The organism is Pseudomonas sp. MRSN 12121, from assembly GCF_000931465.1.
Classification (GTDB): domain Bacteria; phylum Pseudomonadota; class Gammaproteobacteria; order Pseudomonadales; family Pseudomonadaceae; genus Aquipseudomonas.
Map to the genome: position 1 here is coordinate 663,228 of NZ_CP010892.1, position 23,297 is coordinate 686,524.

The 23,297-nt window shown below is 64.9% G+C and carries 23 protein-coding genes; 11 read left to right on the plus strand and 12 right to left on the minus strand.

The annotated features are described in order from the left end of the window. Nucleotides 1-762 precede the first annotated feature (762 nt). Both TO66_RS02890 and TO66_RS02895 read left to right on the plus strand, forming a co-directional pair. On the plus strand, nucleotides 763-1,530 hold the full coding sequence (locus tag TO66_RS02890; RefSeq protein WP_044460907.1) for an SDR family oxidoreductase: 768 nt from the start codon (nucleotides 763-765) through the stop codon (nucleotides 1,528-1,530). Nucleotides 1,531-1,774: 244 nt separating this feature from the next. Then, nucleotides 1,775-2,680: a cation diffusion facilitator family transporter gene (locus TO66_RS02895; RefSeq protein ID WP_044460908.1), complete on the plus strand. Its 906-nt coding sequence runs from the start codon at nucleotides 1,775-1,777 to the stop codon at nucleotides 2,678-2,680. Between the two features lie 111 nt (nucleotides 2,681-2,791). On the opposite strand, the gene TO66_RS02900 is transcribed toward TO66_RS02895, so the two are convergent. The 7 genes from TO66_RS02900 to TO66_RS02930 form a co-directional block, all read right to left on the minus strand. After that, entirely contained in the window at nucleotides 2,792-3,925 is a 1,134-nt protein-coding gene (locus TO66_RS02900; protein WP_044460909.1) for an AGE family epimerase/isomerase, read from the minus strand. Nucleotides 3,926-4,112: 187 nt separating this feature from the next. Beyond that, nucleotides 4,113-4,685, minus strand: a complete 573-nt coding sequence (locus TO66_RS02905) for a HupE/UreJ family protein (protein ID WP_044460910.1) — start codon at nucleotides 4,683-4,685, stop codon at nucleotides 4,113-4,115. Nucleotides 4,686-4,722: 37 nt separating this feature from the next. Continuing rightward, nucleotides 4,723-5,337 carry an urease accessory protein UreG gene (ureG, locus tag TO66_RS02910; RefSeq protein WP_044460911.1) on the minus strand — a complete coding sequence of 205 codons (615 nt, stop codon included), beginning with the start codon at nucleotides 5,335-5,337 and terminating at the stop codon, nucleotides 4,723-4,725. Nucleotides 5,338-5,375: 38 nt separating this feature from the next. After that, a complete protein-coding gene (locus tag TO66_RS02915) occupies nucleotides 5,376-6,050 on the minus strand; it encodes an urease accessory protein UreF (protein ID WP_044460912.1) in 675 nt (224 codons plus the stop codon). Next, the gene (gene ureE / locus TO66_RS02920) at nucleotides 6,047-6,547 is read right to left on the minus strand and encodes an urease accessory protein UreE (RefSeq protein WP_044460913.1); all 501 of its coding nucleotides are present in this window, start codon (nucleotides 6,545-6,547) and stop codon (nucleotides 6,047-6,049) included. The genes TO66_RS02915 and ureE overlap by 4 nt, the downstream gene beginning before the upstream one ends. A gap of 261 nt (nucleotides 6,548-6,808) precedes the next feature. Beyond that, nucleotides 6,809-7,441: a TetR family transcriptional regulator gene (locus TO66_RS02925; RefSeq protein ID WP_044460914.1), complete on the minus strand. Its 633-nt coding sequence runs from the start codon at nucleotides 7,439-7,441 to the stop codon at nucleotides 6,809-6,811. 217 nt (nucleotides 7,442-7,658) lie between these two features. Next, complete coding sequence (locus TO66_RS02930) at nucleotides 7,659-8,081, minus strand: hypothetical protein (RefSeq protein WP_044460915.1); 423 nt, start codon at nucleotides 8,079-8,081, stop codon at nucleotides 7,659-7,661. Nucleotides 8,082-8,470: 389 nt separating this feature from the next. On the opposite strand from TO66_RS02930, the gene TO66_RS02935 reads away from it, so the two are divergent. Next, the gene (locus TO66_RS02935; protein ID WP_044460916.1) at nucleotides 8,471-10,546 is read left to right on the plus strand and encodes an AsmA family protein; all 2,076 of its coding nucleotides are present in this window, start codon (nucleotides 8,471-8,473) and stop codon (nucleotides 10,544-10,546) included. A 119-nt stretch (nucleotides 10,547-10,665) separates the two neighbouring features. Here TO66_RS02935 and TO66_RS02940 read toward each other — a convergent pair whose 3' ends face one another. Next, nucleotides 10,666-11,577, minus strand: coding sequence for a LysR substrate-binding domain-containing protein (locus TO66_RS02940; protein WP_044460917.1), 912 nt, complete (start codon nucleotides 11,575-11,577; stop codon nucleotides 10,666-10,668). 142 nt (nucleotides 11,578-11,719) lie between these two features. Between TO66_RS02940 and TO66_RS02945 the strand changes: the two genes are divergently transcribed. The 3 genes from TO66_RS02945 to TO66_RS02955 all read left to right on the plus strand — a co-directional run bounded on the left by TO66_RS02945 (nucleotide 11,720) and on the right by TO66_RS02955 (nucleotide 13,843). Then, nucleotides 11,720-12,358, plus strand: coding sequence for an FMN-dependent NADH-azoreductase (locus TO66_RS02945; RefSeq protein WP_044460918.1), 639 nt, complete (start codon nucleotides 11,720-11,722; stop codon nucleotides 12,356-12,358). Between the two features lie 9 nt (nucleotides 12,359-12,367). Next, nucleotides 12,368-12,673 carry a multidrug efflux SMR transporter gene (locus tag TO66_RS02950; RefSeq protein WP_044460919.1) on the plus strand — a complete coding sequence of 102 codons (306 nt, stop codon included), beginning with the start codon at nucleotides 12,368-12,370 and terminating at the stop codon, nucleotides 12,671-12,673. Nucleotides 12,674-12,952: 279 nt separating this feature from the next. Continuing rightward, nucleotides 12,953-13,843, plus strand: a complete 891-nt coding sequence (locus TO66_RS02955) for a triacylglycerol lipase (RefSeq protein ID WP_044460920.1) — start codon at nucleotides 12,953-12,955, stop codon at nucleotides 13,841-13,843. 58 nt (nucleotides 13,844-13,901) lie between these two features. Here TO66_RS02955 and TO66_RS02960 read toward each other — a convergent pair whose 3' ends face one another. Continuing rightward, on the minus strand, nucleotides 13,902-14,789 hold the full coding sequence (locus TO66_RS02960) for a DMT family transporter (RefSeq protein ID WP_044460921.1): 888 nt from the start codon (nucleotides 14,787-14,789) through the stop codon (nucleotides 13,902-13,904). A 95-nt stretch (nucleotides 14,790-14,884) separates the two neighbouring features. Between TO66_RS02960 and TO66_RS02965 the strand changes: the two genes are divergently transcribed. The 3 genes from TO66_RS02965 (at nucleotide 14,885) to TO66_RS02975 (ending at nucleotide 17,229) form a co-directional block, all read left to right on the plus strand. Beyond that, on the plus strand, nucleotides 14,885-15,673 hold the full coding sequence (locus TO66_RS02965) for a helix-turn-helix transcriptional regulator (protein ID WP_044460922.1): 789 nt from the start codon (nucleotides 14,885-14,887) through the stop codon (nucleotides 15,671-15,673). A gap of 71 nt (nucleotides 15,674-15,744) precedes the next feature. Beyond that, nucleotides 15,745-16,056, plus strand: a complete 312-nt coding sequence (locus TO66_RS02970) for a PsiF family protein (protein WP_044460923.1) — start codon at nucleotides 15,745-15,747, stop codon at nucleotides 16,054-16,056. Nucleotides 16,057-16,218: 162 nt separating this feature from the next. Continuing rightward, on the plus strand, nucleotides 16,219-17,229 hold the full coding sequence (locus tag TO66_RS02975) for an AI-2E family transporter (protein WP_044460924.1): 1,011 nt from the start codon (nucleotides 16,219-16,221) through the stop codon (nucleotides 17,227-17,229). Nucleotides 17,230-17,336: 107 nt separating this feature from the next. Here TO66_RS02975 and TO66_RS02980 read toward each other — a convergent pair whose 3' ends face one another. Next, nucleotides 17,337-18,602: an Hsp70 family protein gene (locus TO66_RS02980; protein WP_044460925.1), complete on the minus strand. Its 1,266-nt coding sequence runs from the start codon at nucleotides 18,600-18,602 to the stop codon at nucleotides 17,337-17,339. Between the two features lie 298 nt (nucleotides 18,603-18,900). Here TO66_RS02980 and TO66_RS02985 point away from each other — a divergent pair, with 298 nt between their 5' ends. Beyond that, complete coding sequence (locus TO66_RS02985) at nucleotides 18,901-19,839, plus strand: DnaJ C-terminal domain-containing protein (protein WP_044460926.1); 939 nt, start codon at nucleotides 18,901-18,903, stop codon at nucleotides 19,837-19,839. 55 nt (nucleotides 19,840-19,894) lie between these two features. Continuing rightward, complete coding sequence (locus TO66_RS02990) at nucleotides 19,895-20,197, plus strand: chaperone modulator CbpM (RefSeq protein ID WP_044460927.1); 303 nt, start codon at nucleotides 19,895-19,897, stop codon at nucleotides 20,195-20,197. A 92-nt stretch (nucleotides 20,198-20,289) separates the two neighbouring features. Here the strand turns inward: TO66_RS02990 and TO66_RS02995 are convergent, their stop codons facing one another. Together TO66_RS02995 and ureC are read right to left on the minus strand one after the other, a co-directional pair. Beyond that, the gene (locus tag TO66_RS02995; RefSeq protein WP_044460928.1) at nucleotides 20,290-21,432 is read right to left on the minus strand and encodes a sensor histidine kinase KdpD; all 1,143 of its coding nucleotides are present in this window, start codon (nucleotides 21,430-21,432) and stop codon (nucleotides 20,290-20,292) included. Nucleotides 21,433-21,581: 149 nt separating this feature from the next. Next, nucleotides 21,582-23,282 (minus strand): urease subunit alpha, encoded by a 1,701-nt coding sequence (gene ureC / locus TO66_RS03000; RefSeq protein ID WP_044460929.1) that lies wholly within the window; start codon nucleotides 23,280-23,282, stop codon nucleotides 21,582-21,584. Between the last annotated feature and the right edge of the window lie 15 nt (nucleotides 23,283-23,297).

The window sequence follows — 23,297 nt, forward strand, 5'->3', positions numbered from 1 at the left end:
GTAACGCGGTGTACCGAACGGACGTGGTGACTTGATCGCGGGCAAGCCTCGCTCCTACTGGGGAGGGGCTTGTCCACAGCTGAGGGTGGAAATTGTGGAAAACATTCTGCTCAAGCTGGCAAAGCGCGGCATAAAGCCGCTGCAAATAGTTGTTTTGCCACGGTTTTGACTTGTCCCCGTTTGCTGTGGAGCGGGCTGTGGGTAACGTGGGAGTAGCTGGCTGCAGCCCTTAAACGACGTGGCTTGCGAGGCGTTGGTGGTTTTTTGATCAGGCGTTTTTGCGGGGCCGCGAGCCGTCGTTGTCAACCTTTTTATTGTCGCAGGCTCGGGCTGGCGGACGCGGGGATAAGCCTGTGGATAAGTCTGTGATTAAACTCTGGAAAGACTCGGCGAAGCGGCGTAGTTGCTGGCTCGAAGCCATCCCTGGCCTGACTGCCCGGTCGGCGTTTTCCAACGGGGCTGCATGGACGCCAGGGGCGGGTCAAGCAAAAAACTTTCTGAAATCGGCTGCAGCCCCTGTGGACAGCGGCTTGCAGGTTTTTGCACTTGCCCCCAAAGACTGTGGACCGGCTTGTGGATAAGGTGCGTGCATCTGGCTACGAGCCAGGCGGGCCGGGGCTTGGAGTGTGTTGATCGTTTTTTGTACAGTTTGCGGGCCCGGCGGGCCATGAAACCTGCGGTTGCCGCTGGGATTCAGGCCGGGCATGCTGCGAAACGTTTTTTCATTTCCACGGCGGTTCCACGCCCAGCAAGGAGAACACCATGACTTCCACCCTGTTTATCACCGGCGCGACCTCCGGTTTTGGCGAAGCCTGTGCCCGTCGTTTTGCCGAGGCTGGCTGGTCGCTGGTGTTGACCGGTCGCCGCCAGGAGCGTCTCGAAGCCTTGTGCGCCGAACTCTCGAAGCAGACCGAAGTGCATGGCCTGGTACTGGATGTGCGCGACCGCAAGGCCATGGAAGAGGCGATCGCCAACCTGCCGCCGTCCTTCGCCAAGCTGCGCGGCCTGATCAACAACGCCGGCCTGGCCCTGGGCGTCGACCCGGCACCCAAGTGCGACCTGGACGACTGGGACACCATGGTCGACACCAACATCAAGGGCCTGATGTACAGCACCCGCCTGCTGCTGCCGCGCCTGATCGCCCATGGCCGTGGCGCCAGCATCGTCAACCTCGGCTCCATCGCCGGCAACTATCCGTACCCGGGCAGCCACGTGTATGGCGCGAGCAAGGCGTTCGTCAAACAGTTCTCCCTGAACCTGCGCTGCGACCTGCAAGGTACCGGCGTGCGGGTGACCAACATCGAGCCGGGCCTGTGCGAAAGCGAGTTCTCGCTGGTGCGCTTCAACGGCGACCAGGCGCGTTATGACGCCACCTACGCCGGCGCCGAGCCGATCCAGCCGCAGGACATCGCCGACACCATCTTCTGGGTGCTCAACACGCCGGCCCACGTCAATATCAACAGCCTGGAGCTGATGCCGGTGAGCCAGACCTGGGCCGGTTTCGCCATCGAGCGCAACGCCAGGGGTTGAGACCGCGGCGCGGTCTATCGCGGGCAACTCAGATCGCCGCCCGCTCGCTCCTACATGCGATTTCTGTAGGAGCGAGCAGGCGGCGATCCGACGTGCGTTCTATCCTGCAACACCTCACGGGCCGATGCTTTTGGCAACACAGCCGTTCAGGCCACCATCAGCCCGCACAAGGTAGACTCCCGCTCCGCAACCCACCGCGACCCTGGCTCAGGGGCGCGATTTCAAAGGTTCTCGAGGAGGAATCGTGAGTAACCGAGGTGAGCAGGCCCTGCTCAAACAATCGACCATCCTGATGTTCGCCGTGGCGATCGCCGGGATAGTCACAGGCTTCGTTTCCGGAGCCGAATCCATCCTGTTCGATGGTTTCTTTTCGCTGATCGCCACCTTTATCAAGGTCCTGATGCTGATCACCGCCAAGCTGATCGCCAAGCAAAGCAACCATCGCTTCCAGTTCGGCTTCTGGCACCTGGAGCCCATGGTGCTGCTGATCGAAGGCAGTTTCCTGTTGCTGATCGCCATCTATGCGCTGCTCAACGGGGTGTTCGGCATCCTCAACGGCGGGCGCGAGATCGAGCTGGGGATGGTGATCGTCTACGCGGCGGTGTTCACCGTCGTCGAGTTCGCCTACTTCTTCTATGTCCGGCACCGTAACCGCCGGCTCAAGTCGTCGCTGATCCAGTTCGACAACATCAGCTGGCTGGTGGACGCCATGCTGTCGGTGGGGCTGCTGGTCAGCTTCGTCACGGCCTTGTTGCTCAAGCAGTATGGGCACGGCGAGTGGGCGGTGTATGTCGACCCGCTGATCCTCATTGTGCTGGCGCTGAGCATGCTGCCGCCGGCGTTCAAGATTCTCCGGCCGGCCCTGCGCGATGTGCTGGGCATCGCCCCGGACCAGCTGGACGACAAGGTGCGCAGCGTGATGGACGCCGCCAAGGCCCGGCACGGTTTCGACGACTACATCTCGTATGTGCAGAAGCACGGGCGGGCGCGCTTCATCGAAATCCACATCGTGCTGCCGGCGGGTTATCCCCTGCACGGCGTGGCGACCCTGGACGTACTGCGCGAAGAGATATCCACAGCCCTGGGCCAGGCCGATGCCGCGCGCTGGCTGACCATCAGCTTTACCGGCGACCGCAAGTGGATTGCCTGAGGGCTTCCTGAATCCTGAGCGCAGCTGCCCATCGCGAGCAAGCTTCGTTCCTACAGGAGAATGTCTGTTTCTTTGTAGGAGCGAAGCTTGCTCGCGATGGCGTATCGAAGATCAGCCGAAGTATTCGGCCAGGCCGAGATAACAGGTCGCCAGGTGATAAGGCGTGGTCGACGGCATGTCCCGACGGCTGACCGCGCCGCTGCCGTCCAGGCATTCGTTCCAGCCTTTGGTGTGGAGGAAGTGTTGTTGCAGCGCCAGCAACTGGCGTTGCAGGCGTTCGGCGCCGTCGTGGCGCAAGGTCAGGGCGCGCAGGTATTCGGCCTGGGCCCAGATACGCTGCGTGGCGTCGAGCACGCCGCCGTCGAGGCTCAGCATCCCGCTCACCGCGCCGCTGCGGTTATCCACACCGGCCTGCTCGGCGTAGGCGAAGGCCCGTTCCAGCGAGGCGTGCAGCGGGCTGCCGCGCAGCAGGGGCGAGGATTGCAGCAGGAAGAACCACTCGAACTGATGCCCCGGCTCGAACCAGTTATCCACAGTGCCGAGCGGCTTTTCCATCATGACCCCATGACCGGGCTCGATGAAACGCTGCTGCAGGGCCTCGCACAGTGCCTCCAGCGCCTGCTGCACCGCTGCGTCGTCACGCACGGCGAGGGTGGCGAGAAAGGCTTCGGCCAGGTGCATCAACGGGTTCTGCAGGGGGCCGCTGGCCAGGGACGACCAGTCCTCGGCGAGCACCGCTTCGTACAGGCCGTCGCCGCTGGCGAAACGTTCGCCCACCACTTTCAGCGCGGCATCGAGCACCGACTCCACCAGCGGTTCGCGGACCCTGGCCCAGTAATGGGCGCAGGCAAAGATGATGAAGGCGTGGGTGTAGAGGTCTTTGCGCCGGTCCAGCGGCGCGCCCTGGGCATCGATGCTGTAGAACCAGCCACCGTGCTCGGCGTCGTGGAAATGCCGCTGCAGCGAGCGGAACAGTGCCGCCGCGCGTTCTCGGGCCTGCGCGGTCTGCCCATCGTCGATCAGGCTGGAAAACAGGTACAGCTGCCGGGCGCAGGCCATGGCCCGGTAACGTTGCGGTGGCAGCGGGGCGTTGTCGCCATCCAGCGCCTCGAAGGGCAGCGCCAACTCGGGATTCCAGCCCGGACCCTGCCAGAGCGGCACGATCACCGAGTGGAAATGCTGCTGTACGGCCTTGAACAGAGCGGTCGGTTCAGACGGGGAAGTGGGGCGGGAAACATCGGGCATTGGCTGGCGTCGTCACGGCAGGGTGGAATGCGCGACATGGTAGCAGAGAAGGCCCCCGGGATCGTGGTGCGCGCCGGTGGACGCTGGTTGTAGGAGCGAAGCTTGCTCGCGATGAACGATAACGCGGTGCGCCTACGCAAACGCGGAGCCCCTATCGCGGGCAAGCCTCGCTCCTACCAGGGTGGTTTCAGCCCGCCAGCAACCACACGCCGGTGGCGGCCGACGCCGCACCCGCCAGACGTACCAGCGGCGCCGCGGCCTGGGGCAGGACCCGCACCACGGCATAACCGGCGGCATGCAGGGCCGCGGTGGCGGCGACGAAGCCGGCGGCATAGGCCCAGGGGCTGGACATGGCCGGCAGTTCCAGGCCGTGGGCCACGCCGTGGAACAGGGCGAACAGCGCAGTCGCCGCCACGGCCAGGCTCAGCGGTGGGCGCACCGCCAATGCCACGGCCAGGCCCAGGGCCAGTACCGAGGCGGCGATGCCGCTTTCCAGGGCCGGCAGGTTGAGCCCCTCGAAGCCCAGCAAACCGCCGATCAGCATGGTGCCGACGAAGGTGCAGGGCAGCGCCCAGCGCGCCGCGCCTTGCTGTTGCGCGGCCCAGAGGCCGACCGCGAGCATCGCCAGCAAGTGGTCGAGGCCACCGATCGGGTGGCTGATGCCGGCCACCAGGCCATTATCGCCGTGGCCCGGATGGGCGAAGGCCAGGGCTGGAGCGGACAGCAGGACGAGCGTGCCGAGAATGCGTTTGAGTGTCATGAACAGGCTTCCTTGTTGAGCTTCTTGAAAAGGGCGATCAGGCCGCGGTCAGCAGACCCTGGCGTTCGATGAAGGCGATGATTTGCTCCAGGCCCTGGCCGGTCTTCTGGTTGCTGAAGACGAACGGCTTGCCGCCGCGCATGCGCTGGGTGTCGCTGTCCATCATCTCCAGCGAGGCGCCCACCAAGGGCGCCAGGTCGATCTTGTTGATCACCAGCAGGTCGGACTTGCAGATCCCCGGGCCGCCCTTGCGCGGCAGCTTGTCGCCGGCCGACACATCGATCACGTAGATGGTCAGGTCGGACAGTTCCGGGCTGAAGGTGGCCGACAGGTTGTCGCCGCCGGATTCCACCAGGATCAGGTCGAGGCCGGGAAAGCGCCGGTTCAGCTGGTCCACCGCCTCGAGGTTGATCGAGGCATCCTCGCGGATGGCCGTGTGCGGGCAGCCGCCGGTTTCCACGCCGATGATGCGTTCGGGCGCCAGCGCCTGGTTGCGCACCAGGAAGTCGGCGTCTTCGCGGGTATAGATATCGTTGGTCACCACCGCCAGGTTGTAGCGTTCGCGCAGGGCCAGGCACAGGGCCAGGGTCAGGGCGGTCTTGCCGGAGCCCACCGGGCCACCGATGCCGACGCGCAGGGGTTGTGTGTTCATGTGCTTCTCCAAAATGACAGGCACCCAAGTAAAAGGATTTATGAACGGAACAGACGGCTGTACTGGCGCTCGTGGGCCATGCACACCAGGGACAGGCCGAAGGCGGCGCTGCCGTAGTGTTCGGGGTCGAGGTTCGCGGCATCGTGCTGGGCCTGCTGCAACAACGGCAGCAGCTCGCTGGTCAGACGCTGCGCGGCCTGCTGCCCCAGGGGCAGGGTTTTCATCAGCACGGCCAGCTGGTTTTCCAGCCAGCTCCACAGCCAGGCGGCCAGGGCATCCTGCGGGCTGATCCGCCAGGCGCGCGCGGCCAGCGCCCAGCCCAGGGCCAGATGCGGTTCGGCGATGGTGGCGAGAAAGGCCCGGGCTGGCGCATCCAGCTCCGGCAGGCCGTTCAGCAGTTGTTGCAGGGAATAGCCCATCTGCCGGCTTTCCTGGTGCAGCTCGCGGGTTTCGCGGCTGGCGCGGTGTTCTGCGCAGCGTTGCAGCAGGCCTGGCCAGTCCTCGTCCGCGGCCGCCTGGCAGTGGGCCAGCAACAGCGGCGCCTCGAAGCGCGCCAGGTTTAGCAACAGTTGATCGCCGATCCAGCGTCGGGCGCTGTGCGGGTCATGGACCGTGGCTTGCTCCACGGCCATTTCCAGGCCCTGGGAATAGCTGTAGCCGCCAATCGGCAGCTGCGGGCTGGCCAGGCGCAGCAGGGCCCAGGCCGGGTTCATGGGCGGACGCCGAACTGATGCAGGCGCGGCGGATAGTTGAAGTCTTCGTCGCCATGGCGGGAGTGGTGATGGCCGCCGCCATAGGCACCGTGTTCCGGCTGGAACGGGGCCTCGAGGGTGATGGCGCTGGCACCGAGCTGTTCGAGCATGGCCTTGAGCACATAGTCGTCGAGCAGCCGCAGCCAGCTGTCGCCGATTTGCAGGGCGACATGGCGGTTGCCCAGGTGGTAGGCGGCGCGGGTCAACTCAAAGGCATTGCGGCAGGTGACATGCAACAGGGTTTCCGGGCGGGCGCAGACCTTCACGATCCGGCCGTCTTCGGCTTGCAGGCATTCGCCGTCGTGCAGCGGCGGCTGGCCACGCTCCAGAAACAACCCGACGTCTTCGCCATCGGCACTGAAACAGCGCAGGCGGCTTTTGCTGCGGGCTTCGTAGGTCAGGTGCAACTCGGCGGCCCACTCGGGTTGCGGCTCGATTCTGCGATGAATCACCAGCATTGGACGGCTTCCAGCTATGAGCGATGCAGGGGTAGAGCAAGTGCCTTGCCAATCGCCCGGTCCGATCGGAAACAGCTGGGAAGTGCCTGAAAATGGGGCAAAACCGCTGTTTTATTTTGTTACAAATACAGGGGGTGCGCTGATTTATAGCACTGACTTGGTGCGTCGTGCGTTTTTTTGATGCGCGGCAAAGCGCCGCTCCAGTGCGGGCCAGAGCGGTTGGCGATTTATTCGGTGTGGCGTATCAGCGGTGCGGCCGGCTCATTCCGTGCTGCCCAGCCCCTGCCAGTGCTTGAGGCCGATAAAGATGAAGCGCAGCTGCTGGGTGATTTTCGCCTGGGGCGTGAGGTGCTCGGGCAGGGCCTGGGCGGGCGGGTCGATGATGTCCGGCAAGGTGGCGAACACACTCTTCACGATCAGGTCGGCCATCACCGTCAGGTCGGCGATGTTCAGGTGTTGCAGCTTGGGCATCAGGGTCAGGTCGGCCGCGAGGTCGGCGCTGATGTTTTCCCGCAGGTGGGCGATCGCCTGGCGCACCGGCAGCGAGCCGCCGTACTGCTCGCGGGCGAGAAACAGGAACTGCGAACGGTTGGCCGCCACCACATCGAGGAAGATTCGCACCGAGGCGTCGATGATGCCGCCCATGACGAATTCGTTGTGGCGCACCAGGCGGATGGTCTCGCGGAAGGTCTGGCCGACTTCGCTGACCAGTTCCAGGCCGAGCTGGTCCATGTCGGCGAAATGGCGGTAGAACCCGGTCGGTACGATGCCGGCGGTCTTCGCTACTTCGCGCAGGCTCAGGCTGCCGAAGCCGCGGCCGCATTCCATCAGGTGGCGGGCAGCGTCCATCAGCGCGTGGCGGGTCTGTTGTTTCTGTTCGGCGCGAGGCAGCATCGGCTGGCGGATTTTCTGATCAAGAGAGAGCGGCGCACTCTAGCAAATCAACTTTGCCGGCGTCGAACCCGAGGGCATGGGCCTGGAGCGGCGCTGACCGCGAAGGGGCGGGTATCAGGCAAAAACAAAGCCCGATCCAGGGACCGGGCTTTTCGGTAAAGGCATCATAGGCTTGACTCACAGCTGGGTTGCATTGGGCCAAACGGTCGTTGCCGTCTTAAACCAGACCTTTCTCTTCCAGGCGATCACGGCCGCCTTCGGCTACTGCTTCGCCCAGGGGAGTGCGATCGAAACCGTCTGCCGCCAGGGTCTGGCCTTGTGGGGTACGGTCGCTACCGTCGGATGCCAGGGTTTGGCCTTGTGGGGTGCGGTCGCTGCCGTCTGCCGCCAGGGTCTGGCCTTGTGGGGTGCGGTCGCTGCCGTCGGAAGCCAGGGTCTGGCCTTGTGGGGTGCGGTCGCTACCGTCTGCTGCCAGGGTCTGGCCTTGTGGAGTGCGGTCGCTGCCGTCGGAAGCCAGGGTCTGGGAGAATACCGAGGTGCTGGATTTGACTTGTGGGGTAGCCTGTTCGGCGGCTGGCAGGGCAAAAGCGTTGGCTGCCAGAATCGAGAGGGTCAGGCTGAGCAGTAATTGGCGTTTCATGATGGGTTGCTCCTTGGGAGGGCGATAAAGTGGGTACGGAGCCAATGTTACGCGCGATAAATCGATATAAAAGTTCATAACTACAATGGTAATAATCAATAGAATTGATTGTTCTGCTCCGAGGCTCTAGATCGGGCCTTTCCGAACAGCGGCGCGTGCACCGCGGTGGGTATTTTCGACCCACTTGCGCCTTGCGAAGGGGCGCTGGGGGTAACGCCAACCTGGCGCTTCGGTCAAAAAAAATCGTGCTATTGCAGCCGATTCGCGGGTTTGGGTTAAACCTGAGGGCCGTTTGCCAGTCGTAGTTTCCATGACCGGGGATTTCAACCCCGGCAGTTCACAAGGGCGTCGCCATCCAGGCGCCCGGTAGTAGTCAGGAGCCCCGTGCAATGACGCGCACTCGTAAAATTTTCGCCTGGACGGCCGGCAGCCTTTTCCTGCTGCTGGCGGTACTGGTACTGATCATCGCGTTCTTCGACTGGAACCGGATCAAGCCGCCACTCAATGCCAAAGTCTCCGAAGAATTGCATCGTCCCTTCGCCATCAACGGCAACCTGGCGGTGCTCTGGCAGCGCGAGCCCGACGAAGGCGGCTGGCGCGCCTGGGTGCCGTGGCCTCATGTGGTGGCCGAAGACCTGACCTTAGGCAATCCCGAATGGTCGAAGACGCCGCAGATGGTCAGCCTCAAGCGCGTCGAGCTGCGCATTTCGCCCCTGGCCCTGCTGGCACAGCGGGTGCGCATTCCGCGCATCGACCTCACCGAGCCGAACGCCGCCCTGGAGCGCCTGGCGGACGGTCGCGCCAACTGGACTTTCCAGTTCGATCCCGCCGACCCGCAGGCCGAGCCGTCCAGCTGGGTGGTGGACATCGGCGCCATCGGTTTCGACAAAGGGCATGTGACCCTCAACGACCAGAGCCTGAAGACCCGCCTCGACCTGTTGATCGACCCGCTGGGCAAGCCGATTCCGTTCAGCGACATCGTCGGCGACAAGGCGGCGAAGAAAGCCGAGGAGAAGGGCGCCGCGCCGCAATCCTATGCCTTTGCCTTCAAGGCCAAGGGGCAATACCACGGCCAGGCGCTCGCCGGGTCCGGCAAGATCGGCGGCCTGCTGGCGCTGCAGGATGCGGCCAAGCCGTTCCCGCTGCAGGTCCAGGCGAAGATCGGCGATACCCGCGTCGAGCTGGCAGGCACCCTGACCGACCCGCTCAACCTCGGCGCGCTAGACCTGCGCATGAAGCTGGCCGGCACCAGCCTGGGCAATCTCTACCCGCTGACCGGCGTGACCCTGCCGGATTCGCCGGCCTACGCCACCGATGGCCACCTGACCGCGCAATTGCGCGATCCGGCCGGGGCGACCTTCAGCTACCAGGACTTCAACGGCAAGATCGGCGACAGCGATATCCACGGCAACCTAAGCTACGTCGCCAGCCAGCCTCGGCCCAAGCTGAGCGGTGCCCTGGTGTCCAACCAGCTGCTGTTCAGCGACCTGGCGCCGCTGATCGGCGCCGATTCCAACGCCGAGCAGAAAGCCCGCGGCGGCGACAGCAAGCAACCGGCGGACAAGGTGCTGCCGGTGGAAGAGTTCCGCACCGAGCGCTGGCGCGACATGGACGCCGACGTCGAATTCACCGGCAAGCGCATCGTCCACAGCGCGGAGCTGCCGTTTACCGACCTGTACACCCACCTGGTGCTCGACGACGGTCGCCTGAGCCTGGAGCCACTGCGCTTCGGCGTGGCCGGCGGCAAGCTGGACGCGCAGATCCGCCTCAATGGCCAGACCACGCCGCTGGAAGGCCGGGCCCGGCTGACCGCGCGCAACTTCAAGCTCAAGCAGCTGTTCCCGACCTTCGAACCGATGAAAACCAGCTTCGGCGAACTCAATGGCGACGCCGATATCGCCGGGCGCGGCAATTCGGTGGCGGCCCTTCTGGGCAGTGCCAATGGCGACCTGAAGATGCTGATCAACGATGGCGCCATCAGCCGCAGCCTGATGGAGATCGCCGGGCTCAACGTCGGCAACTATGTGGTCGGCAAGATGTTTGGCGACAAGGAAGTGAAGATCAACTGCGCCGCCGCCGACTTCGGGATCAAGACCGGCCTGGCCACCAGCCGCCTGTTCGTGTTCGACACCGAGAACGCGATCATCTACATCGACGGCACGGCGAACATGGCCAGCGAGCAACTGGACCTGACCATCACCCCGGAATCCAAGGGCCTGCGCTTGTTCTCCCTGCGTTCGCCGCTCTATGTACAGGGCAAGTTCATCAAGCCGTCCGCCGGGGTCAAGGCGGTGCCGCTGATGTTGCGCGGCGCCGGCATGGTGGCGTTGGGCGTGATCGCCGGCCCGGCGGCCGGGCTGCTGGCGCTGGTGGCGCCCAGCGGCGACGAGCCGAACCAGTGCGCGCCGCTGCTCGAACAGATGCGCTCGGGCAAGGCGCCGGTGACGGTCAAGCCGACCCGCTAACCGCCGCTGCCTTTCTGTAGGAGCGGCCGGTCGACGCTCGATTGCTCGCGATGAATGCTGACGCGGTGTGCCTGCATAGCCGCGGCGCCTTTATCGCGGGCAAGCCTCGCTCCTACAGGTCAACCTGCGGCGAGCAGCGGATGCCCGGCCGCCTCGGCTTCTTCGCGCAACCACTGGAAGAACGCCCGCACCGGCGGGTGCCGTTCGCGCCCCGGCACGCACAGCGCGCTGTAGCCGGCACCGTCGACGTGGACGTCCGGGCGGTACGGCACCAGCAGGCCGCTGCCCACGCTTTCCGAAACCAGGATGTTGCTCGCCAGCACCAGGCCCTGGCCGGCGATGGCCGCCTGCAGGGCGTAGTGTTCTTCGTCGTACTCGCGAAACACCGGCTGCTCGCCCATCCAGCTTTCCCCGGCCTTGTCGCACCAGGCTTGCCAGCCATGGGCATAGAGCTGGGAGTTGTGCCAGCGCACGCTGATCAGCGTTGGGGTGTGCTGGTGGGCCTGGGCCACCTGTTCGGGCGAGCCATACACCGCGAAGCACTCGTCGAACAGGCACAGTCCGTAGAGGCTCGGGTAGTCGTCCAGGCTGTAGCGGATCACCAGGTCGACGCTTGCGTCCTGATGCAGGTCGATGACGGCGCAGTTGGTGTCCAGGCGCAGGTTGATGGTCGGGTGGCGGGCATAAAAACGCCCCAGGCGCGGCACCAGCCACAGCGCGGCGAAGGCCGGCGTGGTGGAGAGCATCAGGTTGGCGCCGCTGCGTTGCGGGCGCAGGCTGTCGACGCTCTGCGCCACGTCGAGCAAGGCGCCATGCAGGCTGTGGAACAGGCGTTCGCCACACTCGGTCAGGCGTACCTGGCGCGGCAGGCGTTCGAACAGCGGTACGCCGAGCCAGCTTTCCAGGGTGCGGATCTGGTGGGAAATCGCGGTCGGGGTCACCGACAGTTCTTCGGCGGCGGCCTTGAAGCTCAGCAAGCGCGAGGCGGATTCGAAGGCGCGCAAGGCGGTCAGCGGCAGATTGGCAAACATAAGGGGCACCTTATGGATGAAATGAATTCACCCTGATCAACTATTGCTCATTTGTTCCACGGCAGCGCCGTCACTAGCTTTGCTCCTCACCAGGGAGGCCTTTGCGGGCTTTCCGCGGCTAATCCCGGATGAGGAAGGACAGATGAGCAGAATTCTAGCAGTACATGGCAGCCCCCGTGGCGAGCGCTCCCATTCGCGGCGGCTCGCCGAGCGCTTTCTCCAGGCCTGGGGCGAGGCCAATCCGCAGGGCCAACTGACCCGTCGGGAAGTCGGCCGGGCCTCGCTGCCCCACGTCAGCGAAGCCTTTGTCGCCGCGGCGTTCTATCCCGAACCCGAGGCCCGGCCGCTGTCGATGCAAGCCGACCTGGCCCTGAGCGACGAGCTGGTGGCGGAGTTACTGGCACACGACCTGCTGGTGATCTCGGCGCCGATGTACAACTTCAGCGTGCCCAGTGGCCTCAAGGCCTGGGTCGACCAGATCGTGCGCCTGGGCCTGACCTTCAACACAGTCCAGGACAACGGCATCGCCCAGTACCAGCCGCTGGTCCTGGGCAAGAAAGCGCTGATCGTCACCAGTCGCGGCGGCTTCGGCTTTGGCCCCGGTGGCGAGCTGGAGGCCATGAACCATGCCGACCCCTGGTTACGCACGGCGCTGGGGTTTATCGGCATCGACGATGTGACGGTGGTCGCGGCCGAAGGCGAGGAATCCGCCGAGCGCACCTTCCAGGTGTCTTGCGCCGAGGCCGAGCAACGCTTGCTGACCCTGGCGCGGACCTTCTGAGGAGGCAACATGGCCTGGTTATTCCTGCTGGTCGCCGCGGCCTTCGAGGTTACCTTCGCCATGGGCATGAAGTACGCCGAGGGTTTCACCCGCCTGTGGCCGTCGCTGCTGACGGTGGTGGCCGCGGTGGGCGGCATCTACTTCCTGACCCTGGCGATGCGTGAGCTGCCGGTGAGCATCGCCTATCCGATCTGGACCGCCATCGGCTCCCTGGGCACGGTGTTTCTCGGTTTTGCCTTGCTCGGCGAGAGCCTGACCCTGGTCAAGCTGGTGTCGGTGGGGCTGATCGTGGCCGGGGTGGCGGGGTTGAAATAGCCTGGCGGGCAATCTGAATCCCCTGTAGGAGCGAAGCTTGCTCGCGATGGCGGCTGTGCAGACGACGAATGTCTCTCGGTAGAACTGCGTCGGGTTTGGGGGCCGCTGCGCGGCCCATCGCGAGCAAGCTTCGCTCCTACGGGTGGGGCAGGGAGAGTCGGCGCCGGTGAATGTCATGAAAGGGTCGCTAAGCTGTCATCTTGGCTGTCGATGCTTCTGGCTGACTTGCATCCAGCCTTGGCTGTTTCCCGGCACCGGCCCGATCACAAGGATGTTCCCATGTCCCAAGAGCTTGCCACGCGTTACCCGCTGGTCCTGGTCCCCGGCATGCTCGGGTTTGTCCGGCTGGTGGTGTATTCCTACTGGTTCGGCATCGAGGCGGCGTTGCGTCGCGGCGGCGCAACGGTGATCGCGGTGCAGGTCTCGCCGCTGCACAGCAGCGAGGTCCGCGGCGAACAACTGCTGGCGCGGATCGCCGAGATACGGCGCGAAACCGGCGCGGACAAGGTCAACCTGATCGGCCACAGCCAGGGCGCGCTCACGGCCCGCTACGCGGCGGCCAAGCGGCCGGAGTGGGTGGCCTCGGTAACCTCGGTGGCCGGCCCCAACCATGGCTCCGAACTGGCCGACTATATCGAGCGCCATCACTCCATCGACACCCTGCGCGGGCGCCTGCTGAGCCTGCTGCTGCGTGGGCTGGCGGTACTGATGCGTTGGCTGGACACCGGTTATCGCGGGCCGCGACTGCCGGCGGATATCCATGCCTCGCACCGTTCGCTGACCAGCGAGGGCGTGGCGCTGTTCAACCGCCAGTATCCCCAGGGCCTGCCGTCCACCTGGGGCGGGCAGGGGCCGGAGGAGGTCGGCGGGGTGCGCTACTACTCCTGGTCCGGCACCTTGCAGCCGGGCAAGACCAACCGTGGGCGCAACCTGTTCGACGGCACCAACCGCAGCTGCCGGCTGTTCGCCAGAAGCTTCGTCCGCGAGGCCGGGCAGTGCGACGGCATGGTCGGTCGCTACAGCTCGCACCTGGGCACGGTGATCGGCGACGACTACCCCCTCGACCACTTCGATATCGTCAACCAGTCCCTGGGGCTGGTGGGCCGGGGCGCCGAGCCAATCCGCCTGTTCGTCGAGCATGCGCGACGGTTAAAGGCGGCCGGGGTGTAGCCAGCGGGCATACCGATACCCCTTCGTAGGAGCGAGGCTTGCCCGCGATGACCATCGATCAGGCAACGCTGACCTTACGCCCCAACACCCTGGTCCAGCGCTCCGACAGAATCACCCCACCCAGGGTCAGCACCCCGCCCACCAGGTGATACAGCGCCAGCTGTTCATGCAGCACCACGGCGGCGATCAGTGCGGTGATCAACGGCAGCAGGTTGAAGAACAGGGTGGTGCGGCTCGGCCCCAGGCGTACCACCGCCTGCATCCACGCCAGCGGCGCGAGCATCGAGGCCAGCAGGCAGGCATAGAGCACCAGGGGGATGTTGTGCAGGGTCAGGCCGGTTTTCGGCGAGGCCAGGAACAGTGGCAACAGCACCACCACGGCCACCAGCACCTGCAGGTACAGCAGCACCAGCGGCGGCAGGCGCAGCTGCCATTTCTTCAGCAGGGTGCTGTAGATGGCGTAGGCCAGGGTGGCGACCAGCATCATCGCGTCGCCCAGGTTCACGCCGTGCTCCAGCAAGGCGCCGAGGCTGCCGGACGACACCACCACCAGCACCCCGGCGAACGACAGCAGCGCCCCCACCAGGGCCCCGGCGGTCAGGCGCTGGCCGAGGCTGGCGATCGCCATGGCCAGCGACATCAGCGGCATCAGCGAAAGGATGATGCCCATGTTGGTGGCCGAGGTCAGGGTCGCGGCGAAGTAGGCCAGGCTCTGGTACACCGCCATGCCCAGCACGCCGAGGATGAAGATCTTGCCCAGATTCGGGCGGATCACCGCCCAGTGGGCCACCACCGCCTTGAGCAAGAACGGGGTAAACAGCAGACCGGCCAGCAGCCAGCGATAGAAACCGATTTCCGCGGGGAAGATCGCGCCGACCGCCAGCTTGTTGATCACGGTATTGCCAGCCCAGATAAAGATGGCCAGTAACGGATAAGCGTATTGCATGAGGACAACCAGAACGTTGATGAAGGGGGATTATCCACTGTCTGGATCCACGCCTATACTTCGATCCAGACAACCCGCCCCTGGATCCGGACAGCATGAGCAAAAAACACATCGACCTGCTGCCCTTCAGCGGCCTGCCGGCGCCGGTGTATTTTCGCTACGCCGATTTCGACGCCCACAGCCATGCGCTGGAACACCGTCACCCCTGGGGCTGCCTGGAGTACTCGGCCCACGGCGTGATGCACATGGAGATCGCCGGCCAGCGTTTCATGGCGCCGCCGCAGTACGCCATCTGGATCCCGCCGGACACCGAGCATAGCTTCTACAGCCCGCAGCCGATCGTGTACCGCGCCGTGTGCCTGGCCCCGGAACTGTGCCGGGCGCTGCCCGCGCAAGCCTGCACCCTGGCCATCAGCGACATCCTCAAGGCGATCCTCAAGGACTTCGCCGCGCGCGACGTGCAGATCCCCGAGCAGGAGAGCGACAGTCGCCTGGCCCAGGTGATGCTCGATCAACTGCGGCAGGCGCCGGTGCATCACGGCTACCTGCCCTACGCCAGCAGCCCGGCCCTGCTCGGGGTGCTGGAAGCGTTGCAGGCCGCGCCGGGGGATAACCGCGCGCTGGCCGACTGGGCCCGGCAGATCCATGTCAGCGAACGCACCCTGGCGCGGCAGTTCGTGCGCGAGCTGGGTATGAGCTTCGGCGAGTGGCGCCAGCGCCTGCGTTTCCTGGCTTCCATCGAAGCGCTGGACAGCCCGCGGAGCATCCAGGAAGTGGCCTTCGACATGGGCTACAGCACCGCCTCGGCGTTCATCGCGATGTTCCAGCGCCAGGCCGGTTGCACCCCCGAGCAATACCGGCGGACCAGCCTACGGAACAGGTGAAGCTGTAACAGGGTTTGTCTACACTGCGTTGGAGGCCGTGCCCGTCGGTACGGTAACAAGGAGAAAACTCCATGAAGATGCTGCGTATCCCGTTGTTGATGGTCGGTCTGCTGCTCTGCTCCCAAGGATTTGCCGCCACGGCGGCCCAACAGGCCCAGCAGGACAAGATGAAGTCGTGCAACGCCGAAGCCACCGCCAAGACCCTCAAGGGCGATGAGCGCAAGGCGTTCATGAGCACCTGCCTCAAGGCCACTCCTGCCGCGGCCGCCGTGCCCGCCACGCAACAGGAAAAAATGAAGACCTGCAACGCCGACGCTACCACCAAGGCGCTCAAGGGCGATGAGCGCAAGACCTTCATGAGCACCTGCCTGAAGAAGCAATAAGCGTCTCCCTCGCAGGCGCGGGGGGCTCTCGATCCGGTGGCGGCGGCCAGTCCGACACACCCTGTATCTTGATCGCCAGCCAACTCGCGCCTGCCGGCCTCGCCACACCCTTGCAACGCTGGCAGACTGCCAATCCTTTCACGCTGTTTGTCTTGAGGCTGTATGCCAACGTTTTCTCAGCGTCACCTGTTGTTGATCAGTTGGGTGATCATTTTCGGCGGCCTGTTGCTGCTGATTCCCCTGCGCTTGTTGCCCAGCCTGCTCGCGGGCTTGCTGGTGTTCGAGCTGGTCAACATGCTCACCCCGCAATTGCAGCGCCTGATCGAAGGGCGGCGGGCGCGCTGGCTGGCGGTCGCCCTGCTCGGCACCCTGGTGGTCAGCGTGCTGACGCTGCTGTTCGCCGGCGCCATCAGCTTCCTGCTGCACGAAGCGGAAAACCCGGGCGCTTCCCTGGACAAGTTCATGACGGTAGTGGACAAGGCGCGGGGCCAGTTGCCGCCGTTCCTCGACTCCTATCTGCCGGCCAGCGCGGCGGAGTTCCAAGTGGCCATCGGTGCCTGGGCCAGCAAGCACCTGAGCGATCTGCAACTGGTGGGCAAGGACGCGGCGCACACCTTCGTGACGCTGCTGATCGGCATGGTGCTGGGGGCGATCATCGCCTTGCAGCGCGTGCCCGACCTGACCAAGCGCAAGCCGCTGGCGGCCGCGCTGTTCGACCGCCTGCACCTGCTGGTCCAGGCCTTTCGCAACATCGTGTTCGCGCAGATCAAGATTTCCCTGCTTAACACCTTTTTCACCGGGATCTTCCTCGCGCTGATCCTGCCGCTGTTCGGCGTCAAGCTGCCGCTGACCAAGACCCTGATCGTGCTGACGTTCCTGCTGGGGCTGTTGCCGGTGATCGGCAACCTGATCTCCAACACCCTGATCACCATCGTCGGGTTGTCGCTGTCGATCTGGGTGGCCGCGGCGGCGCTGGGCTACCTGATCTTCATCCACAAGCTGGAATACTTCCTCAACGCGCGGATCGTCGGTGGGCAGATCAGTGCCAAGTCCTGGGAGCTGCTGCTGGCGATGCTGGTGTTCGAGGCGGCGTTCGGCCTGCCGGGGGTGGTGGCCGGGCCGATCTACTACGCCTACCTGAAGAGCGAATTGAAGCTGGCGGGGTTGGTCTGACCTAGGCGGACCGAGCTGACGCTATCGCGGGCAAGCCGGATCGCCGCCCGCTCGCTCCTACATGTAGGAGCGAGGCTTGCCCGCGATGGACGCGCCGCTATTCTTGATCAGCCGTAACGCTTCTTCGCTTCGATCGCCAACCCGCTGCCGATGCTGCCGAAGATATTGCCTTCGACGTGACGGGCGTTGGGCAGCATGGCCGCCACGCTCTGGCGCAGCGCCGGGATGCCGCTGGAACCGCCGGTGAAGAACACCGTATCGACCTGGTCGACGCCGACGCTGGCCGTGCCCAGCAACTGGGTGACGCTGTCGCGGATGCGCTCCAGCAGGTTGTCGATGGACGACTCGAACAGCGCGCGGCTCAGGTCGACGTCAAGGCCCGCCTCGATCCGGTCCAGGGGCACCACGCGGTTGTCGGCGTGGGTCAGCTCGATCTTGGTCTGCTCCACTTCCATGGCCAGCCAGTGCCCGGCGCGTTGCTCGATCAGCTTGAACAGGCGGTCGATGCCGCCGGTGTCCTCGATGTCGTAGCGCATGCTGCCCAGGGCCAGCTGGGACTTCTGCGAATACACCGAGTTGATGGTGTGCCAGGTCGCCAGGTTCATGTGGGTGCTGGTGGGCATGTAGGCACCGCTCTTCATCCGGCTGCCGTAGCCGAACAGCGGCATCAGGCCGGCCAGCGAGAGCTGTTTGTCGAAGTCGGTCCCGCCGATGTGCACGCCGCCGGTGGCGAGGATGTCCTCGTGGCGGTTGTCCAGGCCACGGCGCTCGGGCGACAGGCGCACCAGGGAGAAGTCCGAGGTACCGCCGCCGATGTCGACGATCAGCACCAGCTCTTCGCGCTCCAGGGTCGACTCGTAGTCGAAGGCCGCGGCGATCGGCTCGTATTGGAACGACACTTCCTTGAAGCCCAGCTTGCGCGCCACTTCGGCCAGGGTGTCTTGGGCTTCCTGGTCGGCCGCGGCGTCGTCGTCGACGAAAAACACCGGGCGGCCCAGCACCACTTCCTCGAACTCGCGGCCGGCGGCGGTTTCGGCGCGGCTCTTGAGCTGGCCGATGAACAGGCCCAGCAGGTCCTTGAAAGGCATCGCCGTGCCCAGCACGCTGGTGTCGTGCTTGATCAGCTTGGAGCCCAGCAGGCTTTTCAGCGAGCGCATCAGCCGGCCTTCGTAGCCTTCCAGGTACTCGTGCAGCGCCAGGCGGCCGTATACCGGACGGCGTTCCTCGAGGTTGAAGAAGACCACCGAGGGCAGGGTGATCTTGTCGTCTTCCAGCGCAATCAGCGTTTCCATGCCGGGGCGCAGCCAGCCGACGGTGGAGTTGGACGTGCCGAAGTCGATGCCGCAGGCACGGGCCGCAGATGCGTTTTTCATGTCTTTCGAGTTCCGGTTAAAAAACGGCCGCGCAGTGTATGCCAGTCGTTCGCAGAATCGAAGGCCGGTTATCCGCTAAATAGAAACCCGGCAGCCTTGAAAGACTATTCTTCACCCCAAACTTGCAGGCATGGGCCGGGCAGCCATCGGGCGGTCGCAAGAACCGCCGCCAGCTGCCGATAAACTTCTGCCGCGCCGCGTGAGTCACAAGTATTGAGATCGGTCAGCCCGGGCGCTGATCCAGGGTGCATGCTGTACGTCACGCCGCGCGCTATTGATAACGGATGGTGATCCTTAGATGGACTTCAAAGACTATTACAAGATTCTCGGGGTGGAGCCGACGGCGGACGACAAGGCGATCAAGGCCGCCTATCGCAAGCTGGCGCGCAAGTACCACCCGGATGTCAGCAAGGAAAAAGACGCCGAAGCCAAGTTCAAGGATGCGTCGGAAGCCTATGAGGCGCTCAAGAGCGCGGACAAGCGGGCCGAGTACGACGATCTGCGGCGCTATGGCCAGCACGGCCAGCCGTTCCAGGGCCCGCCGGGCTGGAAGGGCCGCGCGGACGCGGGCGGCTTTGGCAATGGCGGCGACTTTTCGGACTTCTTCAGTTCGATCTTCGGCAATCGCGGGCCGGGTTTCGGCGGTGGACAATCTCGCAGCGCCGGGCGCCGGGGGCAGGACGTGGAAATGGAATTACCGATCTTCCTGGAAGAGACCCTGTCGACCGAGTCGAAGAAGGTCAGCTTCCAGGTGCCGCAGTACAACGCCGCGGGCCAGCACGTCAGCAACACCAGCAAGAGCCTGAACGTGAAGATCCCGGCGGGCGTCGCCGACGGCGAGCGGATCCGCCTCAAGGGCCAGGGCGCGCCGGGCGTCGGCGGCGGGGCCAACGGCGACCTGTACCTGACCATTCGTTTCGCGCCTCATCCGAAGTTCGATATCGAGGGCGAGAACCTGATCATCACCTTGCCGCTGGCGCCCTGGGAGCTGGCGCTGGGCACCGAGGTCGCGGTGCCGACGCTCACCGGCAAGATCAACCTCAAGGTGCCGGCCGGCAGCCAGAACGGCCAGCGCATGCGCGCCAAGGGCCACGGCCTGCCGAACAAGGCCGGGCAGCGCGGTTATCTGTTCGTGCAACTCAAGGCCGTGATGCCCAAGGCGTCCGGCGAGGACGTCAAGGCGCTCTGGCAGGAGCTGGCGAAGAAAGCCGCCTTCGACCCGCGGGAGAATTTCTGATCCGCGACCACGCCTGACCTGAAACATCTGACCTGAAACAGAGGAGTCGCCGACCATGAGCACCCTGATCGTTCAGCTGGATATGGAAGAGTTCTGCGAGGTGGCCGATCTGCCGGCTGCCTATGTGATCGAAATCGTCGAGCACGGGATCCTCGATCCCCATGGCTCGGCGCCCCGGGACTGGCGCTTTACCGACTACGAACTGGCGGTGGCCAAGCGCGCCGCCAAGTTGCGGCATGACCTGGAACTGGAGTGGGAAGGCGTCGCCCTGGCGCTGGAACTGCTCGACGAAGTCCGCGAGCTGCGCAACGAAAACCAGATGCTCAGGCAACGCCTGGGGCGCCTGCTGGCCGATTGACCAAGCCTGTAGGAGCGAGGCTTGCCCGCGATAGGAACACCGCGTTTGCGCCTGCACACCGCGTTATCGTTCATCGCGAGCACGCTTCGCTCCTACAGCGATTCGACGCGGGACACGCGGGGCAGGATTACGGTGAAAGTGGTGCCTTCGACGTCGCTGGAGCTGACCTCGATGCTGCCCTGGTGGGCATTGACCACTTCCTTGACGATGAACAGGCCCAACCCCAGGCTGGTGGGCGACCCACTGGACTCTTCGCCGGAGCTGCGCACCAACGGATCGAACAGCGTGTTCAGCGCCTCCTTGGGAATCGGCTGACCCTGGTTGTGGATGGTCAGCCGTACCTGCTCGGCACCGCCAATGATGGCCACGGTCACTGTGCGATTGTCGCCACCGTGTTGCAGGGCGTTGCCGATCAGGTTCTGCAACATCTGTTCGATGCGCCGGCGATCCCAGATGCCATGGCTGGCGCCTTGCACGCTGAGCTTGGGCGTACTGCCCGGCCGGCCGGCGCAGGCTTCGTCGAGGGCCGCTTTGGCGGCGCTGGCCATGTCCATCGGCGCCGGCTCGATGGGCAGGCCGCTGCCCAGGCGGCTGCGCACGAACTCCAGCAGGTCGCCGACCATCGTCGTCATATGCCGGGAGCCGCTCTGGATCCGCGATACGTAGACCTGCGCGTCGGCGTCCAGCGCGACTTTGCGCGCCAGCAACTCGGTGGACATGCTCACCGCCTGCAAGGGCGCCCGCAGGTCGTGGCCGAGAATCGCCAGGAAGATATCCCGCGAGCGGTCGACCTGTTCGGCATAGGCCGTGGTGGATTCGGTCATCGCCTCGTCGATGGCTTCGTTGAAGCGGATCAGGTCCTGGAAATGCACGATGTCCGGCGACCCCAGTTCGGCCAGCCAGAGGCGGATCACACAGGCGCGCAGGTGGCGGAATTCCGAGGTGGTCTGTACCAGGTTGAAACCCACGTTATGGCGCAATTCGCCATGGCTGGCGGCGGCCGTATCCAGGCTTGAGCTTTTCTCCGGTGCCTGGCCCCGGGACTTGGCCGCCTGCTCGCTGTCGGTCTGGGCGCTCTGCATGTCGCGCGCGGCGGCGAGCAGGATGGATTTTGCGTGATCGCGCAGTTGCAGGTGGCTCAGGGCGTTGGCCTGCGGGGCGATGGACCTGGCGAACCGCTCCCATTCGTCGACGATGTGATCGACCTGTTGCACGATAAAGTCGGGTAGACGCATGGCCAGGGACCTTTTCAGGCGGCAAGAGAAAGGAAGAAGGAAAGGCGTTTCGATTTTAGTCGTACTTCGGCGTTTCGACACGCCGCGGCAGCGGGATTTCTTGACCGGCGGACGCCCAGGCCGGGCGCCCGCCACCAGCGGGGGGGGGGCTAGAAGAGGAAGTAGCGTTGTGCCATCGGCAGCACCTGCGCCGGTTCGCACCACAGCAGCACGCCGTCGGCCTTGACCTGGTAGGTCTGCGGGTCGACCTCGATGTTCGGCAGGTAATCGTTGTGGATCAGGTCGGTCTTTTGCACGTCGCGACAGCCCTTGACCACCGCGATCTGCTTTTTCAGCCCCAGTTGCTGCGGCACCCCGGCTTCCAGCGCGGCCTGGCTGATAAAGGTCAGGCTGGTGGCGTGGCGGCTGCCGCCGTAACTGGCGAACATCGGCCGGTAATGCACCGGCTGCGGCGTCGGGATCGACGCGTTGGCGTCGCCCATCAGGCTGGTGGCGATGGCGCCGCCCTTGAGGATCAGGGTCGGCTTGACCCCGAAGAACGCCGGGCGCCAGAGCACCAGGTCGGCCCATTTGCCGATCTCGATGGAGCCCACTTCGTGGCTGATGCCGTGGGTGATCGCCGGGTTGATGGTGTATTTGGCGATGTAGCGCTTGACCCGGAAGTTGCTGTTGCCGGCGCCGTCGCCCGGCAGCGGGCCGCGCTGGCGGTGCATCTTGTCGGCGGTCTGCCAGGTGCGCGTGATGACCTCGCCGACCCGGCCCATGGCCTGGCTGTCGGAGCTGATCATCGAGAAGGCGCCGAGGTCGTGGAGAATGTCTTCGGCGGCGATGGTTTCGCGGCGGATGCGGCTTTCGGCGAAGGCCACGTCCTCGGCGATGCTCGGATCGAGGTGATGGCAGACCATCAGCATGTCCAGGTGTTCGTCGATGGTGTTGTGGGTGAATGGCCGGGTCGGGTTGGTCGAGCTGGGCAGCACGTTGGGCAGGCCGCAGGCCTTGATGATGTCCGGGGCGTGGCCGCCGCCGGCGCCTTCGGTGTGATAGGTGTGGATGGTGCGGCCCTTGAAGGCGCCGAGGGTGGTTTCGACGAAGCCGGACTCGTTGAGGGTGTCGGTGTGGATCGCCACCTGCACGTCGTACTGGTCGGCGACGCTCAGGCAGTTGTCGATGCTGGCCGGGGTGCTGCCCCAGTCTTCATGCAGCTTGAGGCCGATGGCCCCGGCCCTGACCTGCTCGATCAGCGGCTCCGGCAGGCTGGCGTTGCCCTTGCCGGTGAAGCCGATGTTCATTGGGAAGGCGTCTGCCGCCTGGAGCATGCGCGCCATGTGCCAGGGCCCCGAGGTGCAGGTGGTGGCGTTGGTGCCGGTGGCGGGCCCCGTACCGCCGCCGATCATGGTGGTGACGCCGCTCGCCAGCGCCTCCTCGATCTGCTGCGGGCAGATGAAGTGGATGTGGGTGTCGATGCCGCCCGCGGTGAGGATCATGCCCTCGCCGGCGATCACTTCGGTGCTGGCGCCGATGGCGATGGTCACGTCCGGCTGGATATCCGGGTTGCCGGCCTTGCCGATGGCTTTGACGCGCCCGTCCTTGAGGCCGACGTCGGCTTTGACGATGCCCCAGTGATCGATGATCAGGGCATTGGTGATCAGGGTGTCGACCACCTCGGCCGCCAGCAGCTGGCCCTGGCCCATGCCGTCGCGGATCACCTTGCCGCCGCCGAACTTCACTTCTTCGCCATAGGTGGTGAAGTCCTTCTCGACCTCGATCCACAGCTCGGTATCGGCCAGGCGCACCTTGTCGCCGACGGTGGGGCCGAACATGTCGGCGTAGGCTTGTCTTGAAATCTTCATGTACTGGCCCTGGGA

What these genes read in the sequence shown, in the direction of transcription:
- TO66_RS02890 (WP_044460907.1), top strand. Translation starts at nt 763, where the DNA reads ATGACTTCCACCCTGTTTATCACCGGCGCGACCTCCGGTTTTGGCGAA.
- TO66_RS02900 (WP_044460909.1), bottom strand. Translation starts at nt 3,925, where the DNA reads ATGCCCGATGTTTCCCGCCCCACTTCCCCGTCTGAACCGACCGCTCTG.
- TO66_RS02905 (WP_044460910.1), bottom strand. Translation starts at nt 4,685, where the DNA reads ATGACACTCAAACGCATTCTCGGCACGCTCGTCCTGCTGTCCGCTCCA.
- ureG (WP_044460911.1), bottom strand. Translation starts at nt 5,337, where the DNA reads ATGAACACACAACCCCTGCGCGTCGGCATCGGTGGCCCGGTGGGCTCC.
- TO66_RS02915 (WP_044460912.1), bottom strand. Translation starts at nt 6,050, where the DNA reads ATGAACCCGGCCTGGGCCCTGCTGCGCCTGGCCAGCCCGCAGCTGCCG.
- ureE (WP_044460913.1), bottom strand. Translation starts at nt 6,547, where the DNA reads ATGCTGGTGATTCATCGCAGAATCGAGCCGCAACCCGAGTGGGCCGCC.
- TO66_RS02925 (WP_044460914.1), bottom strand. Translation starts at nt 7,441, where the DNA reads ATGCTGCCTCGCGCCGAACAGAAACAACAGACCCGCCACGCGCTGATG.
- TO66_RS02930 (WP_044460915.1), bottom strand. Translation starts at nt 8,081, where the DNA reads ATGAAACGCCAATTACTGCTCAGCCTGACCCTCTCGATTCTGGCAGCC.
- TO66_RS02935 (WP_044460916.1), top strand. Translation starts at nt 8,471, where the DNA reads ATGACGCGCACTCGTAAAATTTTCGCCTGGACGGCCGGCAGCCTTTTC.
- TO66_RS02940 (WP_044460917.1), bottom strand. Translation starts at nt 11,577, where the DNA reads ATGTTTGCCAATCTGCCGCTGACCGCCTTGCGCGCCTTCGAATCCGCC.
- TO66_RS02945 (WP_044460918.1), top strand. Translation starts at nt 11,720, where the DNA reads ATGAGCAGAATTCTAGCAGTACATGGCAGCCCCCGTGGCGAGCGCTCC.
- TO66_RS02950 (WP_044460919.1), top strand. Translation starts at nt 12,368, where the DNA reads ATGGCCTGGTTATTCCTGCTGGTCGCCGCGGCCTTCGAGGTTACCTTC.
- TO66_RS02955 (WP_044460920.1), top strand. Translation starts at nt 12,953, where the DNA reads ATGTCCCAAGAGCTTGCCACGCGTTACCCGCTGGTCCTGGTCCCCGGC.
- TO66_RS02960 (WP_044460921.1), bottom strand. Translation starts at nt 14,789, where the DNA reads ATGCAATACGCTTATCCGTTACTGGCCATCTTTATCTGGGCTGGCAAT.
- TO66_RS02965 (WP_044460922.1), top strand. Translation starts at nt 14,885, where the DNA reads ATGAGCAAAAAACACATCGACCTGCTGCCCTTCAGCGGCCTGCCGGCG.
- TO66_RS02970 (WP_044460923.1), top strand. Translation starts at nt 15,745, where the DNA reads ATGAAGATGCTGCGTATCCCGTTGTTGATGGTCGGTCTGCTGCTCTGC.
- TO66_RS02975 (WP_044460924.1), top strand. Translation starts at nt 16,219, where the DNA reads ATGCCAACGTTTTCTCAGCGTCACCTGTTGTTGATCAGTTGGGTGATC.
- TO66_RS02980 (WP_044460925.1), bottom strand. Translation starts at nt 18,602, where the DNA reads ATGAAAAACGCATCTGCGGCCCGTGCCTGCGGCATCGACTTCGGCACG.
- TO66_RS02985 (WP_044460926.1), top strand. Translation starts at nt 18,901, where the DNA reads ATGGACTTCAAAGACTATTACAAGATTCTCGGGGTGGAGCCGACGGCG.
- TO66_RS02990 (WP_044460927.1), top strand. Translation starts at nt 19,895, where the DNA reads ATGAGCACCCTGATCGTTCAGCTGGATATGGAAGAGTTCTGCGAGGTG.
- TO66_RS02995 (WP_044460928.1), bottom strand. Translation starts at nt 21,432, where the DNA reads ATGCGTCTACCCGACTTTATCGTGCAACAGGTCGATCACATCGTCGAC.
- ureC (WP_044460929.1), bottom strand. Translation starts at nt 23,282, where the DNA reads ATGAAGATTTCAAGACAAGCCTACGCCGACATGTTCGGCCCCACCGTC.